The sequence below is a fragment of the Streptomyces sp. NPDC043867 genome (assembly GCF_056435845.1).
The window spans coordinates 85,996-100,774 of record NZ_JBWKDS010000017.1 but is presented as its reverse complement, the minus strand read 5'-3'; the positions used below and the strand labels follow the sequence as shown (position 1 = coordinate 100,774).

At 71.5% G+C, this 14,779-nt stretch carries 11 protein-coding genes; 6 read left to right on the top strand and 5 right to left on the bottom strand.

Annotated elements, in window-relative coordinates:
* Positions 1 to 84: 84 nt before the first annotated feature.
* Entirely contained in the window at positions 85 to 2,688 is a 2,604-nt protein-coding gene (locus AC069T_RS18850) for a PA14 domain-containing protein (RefSeq protein ID WP_478783809.1), read from the bottom strand.
* A 158-nt stretch (positions 2,689 to 2,846) separates the two neighbouring features.
* Between AC069T_RS18850 and AC069T_RS18845 the strand changes: the two genes are divergently transcribed.
* The 5 genes from AC069T_RS18845 (at position 2,847) to AC069T_RS18825 (ending at position 8,702) form a co-directional block, all read left to right on the top strand.
* Positions 2,847 to 3,860, top strand: a complete 1,014-nt coding sequence (locus AC069T_RS18845; protein WP_478783808.1) for a LacI family DNA-binding transcriptional regulator — start codon at positions 2,847 to 2,849, stop codon at positions 3,858 to 3,860.
* 143 nt (positions 3,861 to 4,003) lie between these two features.
* Positions 4,004 to 5,101 carry an ABC transporter substrate-binding protein gene (locus tag AC069T_RS18840; protein ID WP_478783807.1) on the top strand — a complete coding sequence of 366 codons (1,098 nt, stop codon included), beginning with the start codon at positions 4,004 to 4,006 and terminating at the stop codon, positions 5,099 to 5,101.
* A 1-nt stretch (position 5,102) separates the two neighbouring features.
* Positions 5,103 to 6,728, top strand: coding sequence for a sugar ABC transporter ATP-binding protein (locus tag AC069T_RS18835; RefSeq protein ID WP_478783806.1), 1,626 nt, complete (start codon positions 5,103 to 5,105; stop codon positions 6,726 to 6,728).
* A complete protein-coding gene (locus tag AC069T_RS18830) occupies positions 6,721 to 7,683 on the top strand; it encodes an ABC transporter permease (RefSeq protein ID WP_478783805.1) in 963 nt (320 codons plus the stop codon). Before AC069T_RS18835 ends, AC069T_RS18830 begins: the two co-directional genes overlap by 8 nt.
* Positions 7,680 to 8,702, top strand: coding sequence for an ABC transporter permease (locus AC069T_RS18825; protein WP_478783804.1), 1,023 nt, complete (start codon positions 7,680 to 7,682; stop codon positions 8,700 to 8,702). The genes AC069T_RS18830 and AC069T_RS18825 overlap by 4 nt, the downstream gene beginning before the upstream one ends.
* A gap of 42 nt (positions 8,703 to 8,744) precedes the next feature.
* On the opposite strand, the gene glgC is transcribed toward AC069T_RS18825, so the two are convergent.
* The 3 genes from glgC to AC069T_RS18810 all read right to left on the bottom strand — a co-directional run bounded on the left by glgC (position 8,745) and on the right by AC069T_RS18810 (position 11,996).
* Complete coding sequence (gene glgC / locus AC069T_RS18820) at positions 8,745 to 9,965, bottom strand: glucose-1-phosphate adenylyltransferase (protein ID WP_478783803.1); 1,221 nt, start codon at positions 9,963 to 9,965, stop codon at positions 8,745 to 8,747.
* 79 nt (positions 9,966 to 10,044) lie between these two features.
* On the bottom strand, positions 10,045 to 11,196 hold the full coding sequence (gene glgA, locus AC069T_RS18815) for a glycogen synthase (RefSeq protein WP_476752887.1): 1,152 nt from the start codon (positions 11,194 to 11,196) through the stop codon (positions 10,045 to 10,047).
* A gap of 35 nt (positions 11,197 to 11,231) precedes the next feature.
* Positions 11,232 to 11,996, bottom strand: coding sequence for a (2Fe-2S)-binding protein (locus AC069T_RS18810; protein ID WP_478783802.1), 765 nt, complete (start codon positions 11,994 to 11,996; stop codon positions 11,232 to 11,234).
* Between the two features lie 228 nt (positions 11,997 to 12,224).
* Here AC069T_RS18810 and AC069T_RS18805 point away from each other — a divergent pair, with 228 nt between their 5' ends.
* Positions 12,225 to 13,622, top strand: a complete 1,398-nt coding sequence (locus AC069T_RS18805) for a DMT family transporter (RefSeq protein WP_478783801.1) — start codon at positions 12,225 to 12,227, stop codon at positions 13,620 to 13,622.
* On the opposite strand, the gene AC069T_RS18800 is transcribed toward AC069T_RS18805, so the two are convergent.
* Positions 13,612 to 14,778, bottom strand: coding sequence for a transglycosylase family protein (locus tag AC069T_RS18800; protein ID WP_478783800.1), 1,167 nt, complete (start codon positions 14,776 to 14,778; stop codon positions 13,612 to 13,614). The genes AC069T_RS18805 and AC069T_RS18800 overlap by 11 nt on opposite strands.
* Position 14,779 lies beyond the last annotated feature (1 nt).

Genomic DNA, 14,779 nt, shown 5'->3' with positions numbered 1-14,779 from the left:
CCCAACCCCCACCTGGCCGTTTCTGCAGCGGCCACACCCCCCCCCCCCCGCCCCACCCCCCCCCCCCCCCCCCCCCCCCCGCCGTCAGGCGCAGCCCGCCGGTGTCGCCTGCGACGCGCCCCGGATCAGCGCCTCGTGGGCCGCCTTGAGCCGCCCCACATCGGGTTTGACCACCCTGCGGTCGTAGGTGACCAGGCCGTTCAGCTCACCCTCCACGTCCGAGATCTGGGTGTAGACGGCGCCGTTCCCGCCCTTGCAGGTCAGCTTCTGCACTTCGGCCAGCCGGGCGAGGTAGTCGTCCGTGTACGTCGACGGGTCCACGTCCACGTAGGACTGCTGCACCGACCAGGCGTGTCCCGGCACCGCGAGCCCGAGGCCCCCGTACTCGCCGCTGACCAGCGCCCGTTCACCGTCCGGCCGGGGTGGCAGCGCCGGGCTCGGGTAGCCGTGTTCGTCGATGATGTCGCCGGTGCCTCCGTCGCGTCCGAGGTTGATGCCCGACATGCTGTTGACCAGCCGGGTCGGGTCCCAGGCCTTGGCCTGGTCGGCGATGCGGGCCTCCTCGTACTGGCCCCAGCCCTCGTTGAAGGTCACCCACATGACGACCGACGGGCTGCTGATGTGCTCGTCGATCATCTGCTTCATCTCGCGCTCGTACTGGGCGCGGGACGCGGCGTCGGGGTCGGCACCCGCGGTCATCGCGGGCATGTCCTGCCAGACCAGCAGGCCCAGCCTGTCGGTCCAGTAGAACCACCGGTCGGGTTCCACCTTGATGTGCTTGCGGACCGAGTTGAAGCCCAGCTTCTTGTGCAGCTTCAGGTCGTACGCGAGCGCCTCGTCGGTCGGGGCGGTGTGCAGTCCGTCCGGCCAGAAGCCCTGGTCGAGCGTGGCCATCAGGAAGACCGGCTTGCCGTTGAGGACGGTGCGCGGGGTGCCGTTCACCTTCTCGACGGCGATGGACCGCATCCCGAAGTAGCTGCCGACGCGGTCACCGCCGACCCTCACCGACAGGTCGTAGAGGAACGGATCGTCCGGCGACCACAGATGCGGGTCGTCGATCTTCAGGACCAGGGGCTGTCCCGTGCGGCCGCTGACCGTGGCGACCTTGTGCCGCCCGGCGTACGCGGTGGCCGTGACCGCGAGTCCGTCGCGCACGCCCTTCGGCTCCACGGTCAGCTGCTTCCTGCCGACGTCGGGCGTGAGCTTCAGCGAGTCGACGTGGTCGGCGGCCACGGGCTCCATCCAGACGGTCTGCCAGATACCGGAGGACGGGGTGTACCAGATGCCGCTCGGGTCCAGGCGCTGCTTGCCCACCGGCGGGTTCTCGCCGCCCTGCGCGTCGGTCGGGTCGTAGACGCCGACGATCAGTTCCTGGGTGCGGCCGGGCTTCAGCGCGTCGGTGACGTCGGCGCTGAACTTGTCGTAGCCGCCCTTGTGTTCGGCGACCCGGGTGCCGTTGACGTACACCTCGGACTGCCAGTCGACGGCGCCGAAGTTGAGACGCAGCCGTTTGCCGGAGCCGACCTTCCAGTCGGCCGGGACGGTGAACGTGCGGCGGTACCACATGCGGTCCTCGTGCCGCTCGACGCCGGAGAGCTGGGACTCCACCGGGTACGGGACGAGGATCCTCTCGGCCAGCTTCCTGCCCACGGGCGGTCGCTCGCCGGCCTCGGCGGCGGCGAACTGCCACCGTCCGTTGAGGTTCCGCCAGGCGTCACGGGTCAGCTGGGGCCTCGGGTACTCGGGAAGGGCGTTACGCGGCCCCACGTCGTCGGCCCACCTGGTGCGCAGTTCGTGGGTGGAATGGTTGGGGCCGCTGCTCCAGAAGGCGCTGACAACGTTGCCGTCGGCTCCGAGCAGACCGCCCCGGCCGTCGTAGCGCAGGTCTGCGGTGCCGCGGGCGGTGCCGGTCTTGTTGCCGACGACCGGTTCCTTCAGCGCGATGTTCAAAGCCTTGGGGTCGGACCGGTCCAACGTGGCCTTGCCCAGCGGCCACTCGGCGCCGCCGATGACCGCCTCGACGTGGTCGGTGAGACCGGCCGGCGGCGCGTTCAGCCGCTGCGCGAAGTCCAGCCGGAGCGTCCGGCCGTCCTTGAGCACCGTGGTCCTGATCGCGCCGTCGTAGGCGTAGCCCTCGGGCAGCCGCAGCGCCGACTGCGGAACGGCCTCCTTGCTGCCGCCGGGCTCGGTCCAACGCAGATGGAGGTTGGAGCCTCCGAAGTGCTCGAAGTACTCGACCTTGATGTCGTAGGCGCGGCCGGCGGTCAGTTCGACCGGTTCCGAGGTCTGCTCGCGGTCCCAGTCGTCGACCCAGTGGTCGATGGCGGGCTTCCCGTCGATCCACAGCCGGAAGCCGTTGTCGCCGGTGATCGAGAAGGTGTGGGCGCCGGTCTTCTCCGGCACGATCCTGCCGGTCCAGCGGACGTTGACGTCGTCCGACCGGCCGGTGGCGAAGTTCAGGCGCGGCTCCAGGTTGTCGAAGTCGAGGTGGGTGTCGAAACCGGTGGCCTTGAGCTCGTGGAAGTCGAAGGCGCCGGGGGCGGACTGGGTGTAGTACTCGCCCTTGAGGCCGTGGACCTCGACGGGGTCCTCGGCCGCGGTCGCGGCGGGCGTGGCGGTGAGTCCCGCCGTCCCGAGGACCGCTGCGAGCAGGAACGCCATTCGGATTCTGAGTCGGCTGATGCGCACGGATCCTCCTTGGCTCAGGAAGGGTGGCGGCTCGGTGCTTCAGTCTGTACAACGTTGGAAGCAACGGCAGTTGGCATGAGAGCACGGCTCCCGGCCTCTGTCCAGGGCCATGACGAACGCCCCGGTGAGAGAGCCCCCATCGATGCGGAGGAGATCCCTTGCGGGTCAGCCTGAAGGACGTCGCCGAACGCGCCGGCGTCTCGATCAAGACGGTCTCGAACGTCGTGAACAACTATCCGCACGTCACACCCGCCATGCGCGCGAAGGTCCAGGAGGCCATCGACGAGCTGGGCTACCGCCCGAATCTGACGGCACGCCACCTGCGCAAGGGCCGTACGGGCATCATCGCGCTCGCCGTGCCCGAGCTCGGCAACCCGTACTTCGCGGAGCTCGCCGGCGCCGTGATCGACGCGGCCGCCGAGCACGAGTTCACGGTGCTTCTCGACCACACCCGCGGCGACCGTCAGCAGGAGATGCTGGTCAGCCAGGGCTTCCGGGCCAACGTGATCGACGGCCTGATCCTCAGTCCGCTGGAGCTCGAGGACGAGGACCTGCGCGCCCGGACGGACGACGTGCCCCTGGTGCTGCTCGGCGAGCGGGAGTACGACCTGCCCCACGACCACATCGCGATCGACAACGTGGCGGCGGCACGCGCGGCCGTACGACACCTGCTGAGCCGTGGCCGGACGAGGATCGCCTACCTCGGCGCGCGCACCGACTCGGCCAACCGGCCCGCCCATCTGCGCCTCGCCGGCTGGCGCGAGGAGCTGGCGGCGGCCGGGGTGCCCGCTCCCGAGGAGCTGGTGGTACCCGTCGGCGGCTGGGACCGCGACGAGGGTGCGCGGGCGATGGCGCGGGTGCTGGACTCGGGGGTGCGTCCGGACGCCGTCTTCGCGTACAACGACCTGGTCGCGATCGGCGCGATGCGGGTGCTGCACGAGCGCGGGCTGCGGGTGCCGTGGGACGTGGCGGTGGTCGGGTTCGACGACATCGCGGAGGGCCGGTTCGGCGCGGTCACGCTCACCACGGTCTCGCCGGACAAGCAGGCGATCGCCCGCATGGCGGTGGCCTCGCTGCTGCGCAGCCTGTCGGGCCGCACGGACCCCGGCGGGCGTGAACTCACCGCGCAATTCCGGCTCGTGGAGCGGGAGAGCACACTGGGCCGGCGCTGACGGGATTTCGGACAGAAGGCTTTACAGCCCTCTTCCAACGATGTAAAAACCTCCCCTGAACGACGTGCACATCGAGTTGACCGCAAGAGCCGAACTTCCCCGGGAGCGCTCTCAGCGCCGGGGCCGTGCCGTTTGGGGACTCCATGAAGCCGACCGCATTCCTTCGCCGCACCCCTGTCCGGACCCTCCTCGCCACCGGCCTCGTCACGAGCCTCGCGCTCGCCTCCGGATGCGCCAAGTCCGAGGACGACGACGGGAAGGACAAGAACCCCGCGAGCCGGGGCGACTCCGGCCAGGTCGTCGCGACGCCGGACGCCGGATCAGGACCGACCTGCGCCATCGACGCCTACGGCGGCAAGAAGATCGACCTCGAGACCGCCACCGTCGGCTTCTCGCAGTCCGAGAAGGAGGCCAACCCCTTCCGGATCGCGGAGACGGCCTCCATCAAGGCCGAAGCGAAGAAGCGCGGCGTGAAACTGCTGACGGCCAACGCGCAGTCGCAGTTCTCCAAACAGATCAGCGACGTCCAGGATCTCATCACCAAGGGCGCCGACCTGCTGGTGATCGCGCCGCTGAACTCCGACGGCTGGGAACCGGTGCTGCGTGCCGCGTCCGCCAGGCACATCCCGATCGTCACGATCGACCGGAAGATCAACGCCACCGCGTGCAAGGACTATGTGAGCTTCATCGGCTCGGACTTCGTCGAGCAGGGCAAGCGGGCAGCGGACCGGATGATCGAGGCGACCGGCGGCAAGGGCGAGATCGCCGTTCTGCTCGGCGCCGCGGGCAACAACGTGACCACCGAGCGCACCGAGGGCTTCGAGGACCGCATCAAGGAGAAGGCACCCGGACTCGAGATCGTGTTCAGGCAGACCGGGGAATTCGCCCGCGAGAAGGGCCAGTCGGTCACCGAGAACCTCATCCAGTCCAAGCCGGGCATCACCGGGATCTACGCCGAGAACGACGAGATGGGACTCGGCGCCGTCAACGCTCTCAAGGGGGCCGGCAAGAAGCCCGGCGCCGTCAAGATCGTGACGATCGACGGCACCCGCAACGCCGTACGGGGCATCGTCGACGGCTGGATCGACGGCGTCATCGAGTCCAACCCGCGCTTCGGTCCGCTCGCCTTCCAGACCCTCGACACCTTCACCAGGGGCGAGAAGGTCGCGCAGGACATCGTCATCGAGGACAGCGCCTACACGACCGGCAACGCCGAGGCGGACCTGGGCAAGGCCTACTGACATGCTGGCGGTGACCGGTCTGTCCAAGAACTTCCCCGGCGTGAAGGCCCTGTCCGGGGTGGACTTCACGGCCCGCGCCGGGGAGGTGCACGCGCTCGTCGGCGAGAACGGCGCGGGCAAGTCGACCCTCATCAAAGTCCTCACCGGCGTCCACCGGCCCGACGAGGGCGAGATGACCTACGACGGCGCCCCGGTCCGCTTCGCCACACCGCTCCAGGCGCAGCACGCGGGCGTCTCCACCATCTACCAGGAGGTCAACCTCGTCCCGCTGATGAGCGTGGCCCGCAATCTCTTCCTCGGCCGCGAACCCCGCGGCCTGCTGGGCCTGATCGACTTCCGGCGCATGCACCGCGAGGCCGACGAGGCGCTGCGCGGGCTCGGCATCCGGATCGACGTCCGCAGACCGCTGCGTGAACTCGGCGTCGGGGCGCAGCAGATGGTGGCCCTGGCCCGGGCGGTCTCGGTCGACGCCCGGGTCGTCGTCATGGACGAGCCGACCTCCTCGCTCGAACCCCGCGAGGTGCGCACCCTCTTCGGAGTGATCCGGATGCTGCGCGAACGCGGGATCGCGGTGGTCTACGTCAGCCATCGCCTCGACGAGCTGTACGAGATCTGCGACACCGTCACCGTGCTGCGTGACGGCAAGGTCGTGCACACGGGCCGGATCGCCGGCCTCGACCGGCTCAGGCTCGTGTCCCTGATGCTGGGGCGCGATGTCGGCGCCGTACGGGACAGGGGCCTGACGGAGTTCACCGGGAGTCACGACACGCAGGCGGAACCGGTGCTGCAGGCAACAGACTTGACGATCCGTCACCGGATGCGGTCGGTGTCCGTGAGCGTGCGGCCCGGTGAGGTCGTCGGCCTCGGTGGGCTGCTCGGCTCGGGGCGCAGCGAGACCGCGAAGGCGATCGCGGGCGCGCTGCCCGTCGACTCCGGCCGGGTCGTCGTGGCGGGGGCGGCGGTGCGCACCGGCTCGACGCCCGCCGCGATCCGGGCCGGCATCAGCCTGCTGCCCGAGGACCGGAAGGCGGAGGGCATCGTGCCGGGGCTCTCGGTCCGTGAGAACATCGCCCTCGCCGCGCTGCCGGGACTGTCCCGGTTCGGTCTGGTCGACGAGGCCCGCGTCGACCGGCTCGTCGACACCTTCATGAAGCGGCTGCGCATCAAGGCCGCGGGACCGCACCAGAAGGTCGGCGAACTCTCCGGCGGCAACCAGCAGAAGGTGCTGCTGGCCCGTTGGCTCGCCATGCACCCCAAGGTCCTGCTGCTGGACGAGCCGACCCGGGGCATCGACGTCGGTGCCAAGGCGGAGGTGCAGCGGCTCATCGACGAACTGGCCGACGACGGCCTCGGGGTGGTGCTGATCTCCTCGGACACGGAGGAGCTGATCGAGGGCAGCGACCGGGTGATCGTCCTCAAGGACGGCGCGGTGGTCGAGGAGCTCACCGGCGACGCCGTCACCGAGGACCGGCTGATGCGGGCCATCGCGACCGCACCCGCCGGCGCCGGAGGCACGACGCCGGCCCCGGCCGCCAGCGTCGTGGTGTCCGGCGGCCCCCCGCAGCCCGGCGCCGGCGCCGGGAACACCCCGCCCCAGTCCCACGGCACCGGAGAGACCCATGACTGACCTGTCCCTGGGCCGGGTGACCGCGGACCGCGACCGGCTGCTGCGTCTGCTCCAGGACTACGGCGTCTACCTCGGCGTCGCGGTCCTGCTCCTGGTGAACACCGTCCTCACCCCGCACTTCCTGACCGGCGAGAACTTCCGCACCCAGGCCGTCCAGGTGGCGCCGGTGCTGATCGTGGCACTGGGCATGGCGCTGGCGATCGGCAGCGAGGGCGTGGATCTGTCGGTGGGCTCGGTGATGGCCCTGTCGACCTCCCTGCTGTCCCTCTATCTCGGGTACGGGCCGTGGACCGCCGCCCTGACGGCGTTGCTCGGCGGGGCGGTGAGCGGCCTCGCGAGCGGCTCGCTGATCGCCTTCGTGGGCGTCCAGCCGATCGTCGCGACGCTCGCCCTGATGGTCGCCGGACGGGGACTCGCCCTGGTCCTCCTCCCCCAGCTCAAGGACGTCCGCGACCCGGGCATGGCCGAGCTCGGCTCCGGGGCCGTGCTGGGAGTGCCGTACCTGGTGCTGATCGCCGCCGCTCTCGCCCTGCTCGTCGCCTTCGTGATGCGCCGCACGACGTTCGGCCGGCAGCTCCTGGCCGTCGGCGACAGCCGTCCGGCGGCCCGGCTCGCCGGTCTGCCGGTGCGCCGGGTGCTGATCCTGGTGTACGTCGCCTCCGGCGTCCTCGCCGCGGTCGCCGGAGTGCTGGCCACCGCGCGCCTGACCGCCAGCGACCCCACCTCGCTCGGCACCCTGATGGAACTCTCCGCGATCACCGCCGTGGTGGTCGGCGGCACCCCGCTGAGCGGCGGCCGGGTCCGCGTCGGCGGCACCGTCGCCGGCGCCGTCCTGATCCAGCTGCTCACCACCACGCTCATCAAGCACGATCTGCCGCCGTCGTGGACCCAGATCGCCCAGGCCGTGGTGATCGTCCTCGCCGTCTACGCGGCCAGGGAACGGGGAAAGCGATGACGACCGACGTGGACACTCCCCCGCGCACGACCCCGGCGCCCGAGGAGGAGCCGCTCGGCGCCGGGCGCTCCGAGCGGATCAGCGCCCTGGCCCAGCAGCACGGCGCGCTGGTCACGCTCGTCGTCGCCATGATCGTGGCGTCGCTGAGCTTCGACACGTTCCTGACCGGCGACAACCTGGAGAACATGGCGCTGTCCTCGGCGTTCCTCGCCGTGGTCGCCCTCGGCATGACCTTCGTGATCGTCACCGGCGGCATCGACCTGTCCGTGGGGTCGCTGTTCGCGCTGGGCGGCGTGCTCGCGGCCTGGGGCTCGCAGTACGGGACCGCGGTCGCGCTGCTGCTCCCGCTGGCGGTGTGCGGGCTGATCGGGCTGGTCAACGGGGTGCTGATCGCCCGCTCCCGGCTGGCGCCCTTCATCGTCACGCTCGCCGCGATGCTGGGCGCCCGCGGCATCCTGCTCTCGGTCACCGACGAGGGGTCCCGGACCTACCTGGTGGACAAGGAGTCGTTCTTCGCCACCCTCGGCCAGGGCACGCTCCTCGGCATCGGCGTGCCCGTGTGGATCACCGTCGTGCTGTTCGTCCTCGGCGCCGTCGTCCTGCGGCGCACCCGGTTCGGGCAGTACGTGTACGCGGTCGGCGGCAACGAGGACGCGGCGGCGCTGATGGGCGCCCCCGTGGCCCGTACGAAGATCGTCGTCTACACGCTGTCCGGACTGTGCGCGGGGCTCGCGGGAGCCCTCAACGCGGCCTGGCTGGTGTCGGGGGTGACGATCCTCGGGTCCGGCATGGAGCTGGAGGCGATCTCCGCGGTGGTGATCGGCGGCACGCTGCTCACCGGCGGGTTCGGCTTCATCAGCGGCTCGCTGGTGGGAGTGCTGCTGCTGAAGGTCATCCAGAACGTCATCAACCAGATCGGTTCACTGGACTCGGCGTACCAGCAGGTCGTCAGCGGGGCGTTCCTCGCGGTCGTCGTCATCGCCCAGACCTGGCTGGGCCGGCGACGGCGGGTGCTGTGACGCCCGCGCCGGCCGTCCCGGCCCCGCCCGTCCACCGCCGCCCTAAGGGACCCGCTGCCCCTTGCCGAGGCCGATCACTCCGCCCTTCGAGACGGTGTAGAGCTCCGCGTCCCGCTCCGGATTGACCCCTATCGTCGCGCCGGGGGGCACCTCGACGTTCTTGTCGAGGATCGCGCCGCGCACCACCGCTCCCCGCCCTATGTGGACGTTGTCGTGCAGGACCGAGCCCTGCACGACGGCTCCCGGGTCGACGACGACGCCGGGCGAGAGCACGGAACGGGTGACCTGGCCGCGGATGAGGCAGCCGGCGCTGATGATCGACTCGCTGGCGATGCCGCCGGCGTTGAACCGCGCCGGGGAGAGCTGCCCGGAGTGGGTGTAGATGGGCCAGCTGCGATTGTAGAGGTTGAAGGCGGGGCGTTCCGCGATCAGGTCCATGTGGGCGTCGTAGTAGGCGTCGAGGGTTCCGACGTCACGCCAGTAGCCCTGGTCCCGGGTGGTCTCGCCGGGGACGTGGTTCTCACTGAAGTCGTACAGCTGCGCCTCGCCGCGCTCGGTGAGCATGGGGAGGATCGAACCGCCCATGTCGTGCACGGAGTTCTCGTCCTCGGCGTCCCGGTGCAGCGCCTCGATCAGGGCCTTGGTGGAGAAGATGTAGTTGCCCATCGACGCGAAGACGCACTCGGGGTCGTCCGCGAGGCCCGGCGGATCGGCGGGCTTCTCCAGGAAGCCCTGCACGGTCTGCCCGTCGGAGCCGGGCGTGATGATCCCGAACGCCGACGAGTCGGCACGCGGGATCCGGATGCCGGCGACGGTCACCCCGGCGCCGCCCTCGATGTGCTGCTCCAGCATCTGCCGCGGATCCATGCGGTACACGTGGTCGGCGCCGAACACCGCTATGTAGTCCGGCTGTTCGTCGTGGACCAGGTTGAGCGACTGCAGGATCGCGTCCGCGCTGCCGAGATACCAGCGCGGGCCGAGGCGCTGCTGGGCGGGGACGGGAGTGACGTAGTTGCCGAGGAGGCTCGACATCCGCCACGTCGTCGTCACGTGCCGGTCCAGCGAGTGCGACTTGTACTGCGTCAGGACGCAGATGCGCAGGATGTCCGCGTTGACGAGATTGGAGAGCACGAAGTCGACGAGGCGATACGTCCCGCCGAAGGTCACCGCGGGTTTCGCACGGTCCGCGGTGAGGGGCATGAGTCTCTTGCCCTCTCCGCCCGCCAGTACGATTCCCAGCACCGAAGGTCCACCGCGCCGCATTCCGCCGCCCCTCTACGCCCGGTCGGGCCGCCCCTGTCGCAGAGCCGGCTCCGGTTTCTCGACTACGCCTGTCCCACGGCTACCCCGGTTTGCGGACTTCCTCGTACAACTGGACGGTTCTGCGGGCGACCGCGTCCCAGCCGAACTCCCGCACGGCGCGCTCCCGTCCGGCCTCACCCATCCGCCGGGCCGTCTGCGGATCGGCGAGCACCGAGTCCAGGGCACGCGCGAGCTGTGCCTCGAAGTCGCCCTCGACCGGGACGAGTACGCCGGTGCGGCCGTCGTCGACGACCTCCGGGATGCCGCCGACCCGGGAGGCCACCACGGCCGTGCCGCAGGCCATCGCCTCCAGATTGACGATGCCGAGCGGCTCGTACACCGAAGGGCACACGAACACGGCGGCGTGCGTGAGGAGTTGGATCACGTCCGGGCGCGGCAGCATCTGCGGGATCCAGTGCACTCCCTCGCGTACGCCGCTCAGCTCCCGGAAGAGGTCGCGGAACTCCCGGTCGATCTCCGGGGTGTCGGGGGCGCCCGCGCAGAGCACCACCTGGACGGCCGGGTCGATGTCCCGTACCGCGCGCAGCAGATGGGGCACGCCCTTCTGACGCGTGATGCGGCCGACGAACAGGACGTACGGGCGGTCCGGGTCGAGGCCGACGCGGGACAGGACGTCCGTGCCGTGGTCCGGCCGGTAGAGGGACGTGTCGATGCCGTTGTGGACGACGCGCACCTTGGCCGGGTCCAGGGCGGGATAGCAGGTGAGGATGTCCTCGCGCATCGCCGCGGACACGGCGATCACGGCGTCCGCGGACTCCACGGCGGTGCGCTCCGCCCAGCTCGAAAGGGCGTAACCCCCGCCGAGCTGCTCGGCCTTCCAGGGGCGCAGTGGTTCCAGGGAGTGGGCGGTCATCACGTGGGGGATGCCGTACAGCAGCTTGCCGAAGTGGCCGGCGAGGTTGGCGTACCAGGTGTGCGAGTGGACGAGGTCGCGGCCTTCGAGGGCGGCGGCGATGGCCAGGTCCACGGAGAAGGTGCGCAGCGCGTCGTTGGCGCCGTCCAGCGCGGGCCAGGGCCGGTGCCGTACGACTCCGCCGGCGGCGCCCTCGCCCCAGCAGTGCACGTCCAGGTCGACGAGGGACCTCAACTCGCGGGCGAGGAACTCGACATGCACCCCCGCACCGCCGTACACGTCGGGTGGATACTCCCGCGTCAGCAGCCCCACACGCACTCAGAACCCCTTGTCGTCGCAGTCGGATTCCATGGTCACCCAGATGTGGCCCCCGGGGAAGAGCGCGGTGGCCGGGAACCGCTCCCCGGCGCCCGGGGCGGGCGGTCGAAACAGCAGTCGCCGCACAGGCCTCCGCCGGGCAGCCGGTAGTAGAGACAGCAGCTGCGGCGGCGGAGCGTGCTCCTGTCCAGCGTGCCGGACAGACCGGCGTGCGCGAGGAGCGGGCCCGCGAGCGCGCGGGCCCGCTCCGCGACCTCCGGACGGCCGTTCGCCCGAGCCCAGCGGTCGAGCTGCCGCACCGCGCCGGCGAGTGCGGAACCCGCGTTGCCCCACAGCAGACGGGCGGAGATCGTGTACCTGGCGTGCAGGGCGGCCGCCAGCGGCACCAGGTGTCCTTCCGTCACGACCTCGCCGAGCGCCTCCACGGGCAGCGCCCGCACCTCGGACAGCCACAGGTCCCGCGGAGCACCGCCGTCCGGATCCCAGCGCAGCCGGCGCGCGTCGAGGTCGGGCACCCGCCCGTACAGCGCGGCGGCGCCGAGGGAGACGGACCACAGGCGGGCCACGAGCCCCTGGTGCGCCACCGACACCGCGACCCGCGTCTCCGGCGCCCTCAGACTCCTCGCGACTTTCCGGACACGGAAAATTACCGGATCCTCGTAAACCTCCGGGCCGGCGGCCGTCGGATCCGCGTACGCCCGCGCGAGCGTCGGCAGCGCGCGGCCCGGTGCTACGCCGGTGCGTAGTACGAAGAAGCCGCCGAGGGCGTCCAGGTCTGCAAGCTCGGGGTCGAGGTCCACGAAGACCAGTAGTACCAAGGCCCCTAGGGGGTGACACCCCCGGGGAGGCGTCCGGTGTCACCCACCCTGGGGAGGACGGCGGCCCCGCTCTACTCCATCGGCAGTAGGACTCAATGACTGCTCAAGGACGACGACATGGACTGATTCGCGAGGCATCGTTGTAACCATGGAAGCCGACCGTACGTCGCGCCGGGCACCGCGCCCCCGCAGCACGCAGAGGAGGGACTCATGAACGCCCTCTCGCTGTCCGTGCTGCTCTCGCTCGTCTCCGCCGTCGCCTACGCGGGCGGGGCGATCGTCCAGGAGCAGGTCGCGCTGACGTCCCCGGACGAGACGTACGCGCCGCTGCGCAGGCCGGGCTGGTGGGCCGCCGTCGCGCTGAACGGCCTCGGCGGACTGCTCCACGTGGTGGCACTCGCCTACGGTCCGCTGAGCCTCGTGCAGCCGCTCGGCGCGCTGACGATCGTGTTCGCGCTGCCGATGGCGGCCCTCTTCGTCGGACGGCGGGCCGGATCGACCGCCTGGCGCGGCGCGATCATGGCGACGGTCGGCCTCGCGGGTCTCCTGTCCCTGGTCGGCACGGCCGACTCGCAGTCCCTGGGCGGCGCCCAGCGGGTGGTCCTGGCCCTGGTGACGGGCGGCGCGGTGGTGGCGCTCATGGTGGCGGCCCGCGCGGCACACCGCCACCCGGCGGTGCGCAGCGTGCTCCTCGCGGTCGCGGCCGGTCTCGCCTTCGGCATCTCGTCGGTGTTCACGAAGACCGTCGCGGTGGACTGGACCGGCGGTGTCTCCCTCGCGGACCTGCCGTCCCTGGCCGTCATCGCGGTCCTGGCCACGGCCGGCATGCTGCTGTCGCAGGCCTCCTACCGGGGCGGCGGCCTCGCGGCCCCGCTCGCCACGCTGACGGTGGTGAACCCGGTCGTGGCGGCGGCCGTGGGCATCTCGATGTTCGGCGAGACCTTCCGCTACGGGACGACGGGCACGGTGCTCGCGCTGGGCTGCGGTGTCGTCGCCGCGGGTGGTCTGATCCTGCTCACCACGGAGCGGCTCGGCGGTGGCCGTGGCACGGGCGCGCAGCCCGTCCCGTCGGGCACGCCCGTCACGGCCGGGGTCCCCGCGGCCCGGAATGCCGGGGCGGAGGCGGCCGGGGCGCCGGACGCGCCTGGGGTGGAGAGCACGGACGTGACCGTCCCGGACACGTTCGCCGGACCGAAGGCGGTCGACGGGCCGCACGCGTCACGCGCCTCGGACGCGCTCAGCGGACCGGACGTGCTGAGCGGACCGGACGTGCTCCGGGGGGCGGACGCCCTGATCGAGCGGGAAGCGCCGGCCGGGCCGGGAGCGCTGCCCGGACCGGAGGCGCTGGTCGCGTCGGACCTGGTCGAGGAACTGCTGCTGGCGCGGCTTCCCGACCAGCCCGTCGCCGCGGCTCCCGCGGACGCCTTCCCCTGCGTGACGCTGCCCGAGGACGTCCTCGTCCCGGTCGCGATGTCCGCCCCGGAGGGCGCGCACGACGACCGGGATCCGTCCGACGACGAGGTGCCGGGGTACTGGAGCCCCTTCTACGGCGCTCCGTACGTACCGCTGCCCCACCGCAACCACCGGCGGACCCGCGTCAGATCCTGACGCCGCCCGCTCGCAGATAGGCGACCGGGTCGACGTCGCTGCCGAAGCCGGGCCCCGTGCGCACCTCGAAGTGCAGATGGGGTCCCGTGCTGTTGCCCGTCGATCCGGAGCGTCCTATGCGCTGCCCGGCCGTCACGCTCTGCCCGCCGCGCACGGAGATCGCCGACAGGTGGGCGTACTGGCTGTAGCGCCCGTCGGCGTGCCGGATCACCACCTGGTAGCCGTACGAACCGCCCCAGCCGGCGCTGACGACCTGGCCGGCCCCGACCGCCCTGACCGAGGTCCCGGTGGCCACGGGGAAGTCGACGCCGGTGTGGTAGCCCTTCGACCAGGACGACCCGGCGGCGCGGTACGGCGTGCCGGTCGCCGCGCTCACGGGCGCGACGAGGGTGTGGGTCCTCGTCGCCGAGTCCGACGACGTCTTTTGCGGATCGGCCTTGCGGGGCGCCGGCTTCTTCGGGGCGGGCTTCGCGGCGGGCCTGCGGGCGGGCGCGGTCGTACCGGCGGTGTGGGTCGGGGACTTGGCGCGCAGGTCCAGCCGCTGGCCGGGGACGATCAGGTCGGGATCGGCTCCCACGGTCGCGCGGTTGGCCTCGTACAGCCGCCGCCAGCCGCCCTGGACCCGCCGCGAGTCGGCGATCCCGGAGAGTGTGTCGCCCTGGACGACGGTGTACATCCGCGCGGTGCCCGCCTGCGACTGGGGCGTGGTCTGCGGCTGCACGTCCCGGACGGTGCGCGGGGTCGTGCGCGGCGAGGTGTCGACGGCGGGTGTGCCGCCGCCGCGGGTGAGACCCGCACGAACGGAGCACACCGGCCAGGCCCGCGGACCCTGGCTTTCGAGCACCTTCTCGGCGACGGCGATCTGCTGGCCCTTCGTGGCGAGGTCCGCCCGCCCGGCGAAGACCTTGCCGCCGTACGCCTCCCACGTGGACTGGCTGAACTGCAGTCCCCCGTAATAGCCGTTGCCGGTGTTGATGCTCCAGTTGCTGGTGGACTCGCAGGCCGCGACCTTGTTCCAGGTCCCCACGTCGGCCGCGTCCGCGACGCCGGCGCCGATGAGCGGGATCGCCATCCCGGCGCCGCCCGCCGTGACGGTGAGCGAGGCCCGGTTGATCCTGTTCGGCTGGTACCGGCGATGCCGCCCGCGCACGGCCATG

Bases quoted from the DNA above. Each gene is read 5' to 3' on its own strand.
- AC069T_RS18840 (WP_478783807.1), top strand. From the start codon at position 4,004: ATGAAGCCGACCGCATTCCTTCGCCGCACCCCTGTCCGGACCCTCCTC.
- AC069T_RS18835 (WP_478783806.1), top strand. From the start codon at position 5,103: ATGCTGGCGGTGACCGGTCTGTCCAAGAACTTCCCCGGCGTGAAGGCC.
- AC069T_RS18830 (WP_478783805.1), top strand. From the start codon at position 6,721: ATGACTGACCTGTCCCTGGGCCGGGTGACCGCGGACCGCGACCGGCTG.
- AC069T_RS18825 (WP_478783804.1), top strand. From the start codon at position 7,680: ATGACGACCGACGTGGACACTCCCCCGCGCACGACCCCGGCGCCCGAG.
- glgC (WP_478783803.1), bottom strand. From the start codon at position 9,965: ATGCGGCGCGGTGGACCTTCGGTGCTGGGAATCGTACTGGCGGGCGGA.
- AC069T_RS18805 (WP_478783801.1), top strand. From the start codon at position 12,225: ATGAACGCCCTCTCGCTGTCCGTGCTGCTCTCGCTCGTCTCCGCCGTC.
- AC069T_RS18800 (WP_478783800.1), bottom strand. From the start codon at position 14,778: ATGGCCGTGCGCGGGCGGCATCGCCGGTACCAGCCGAACAGGATCAAC.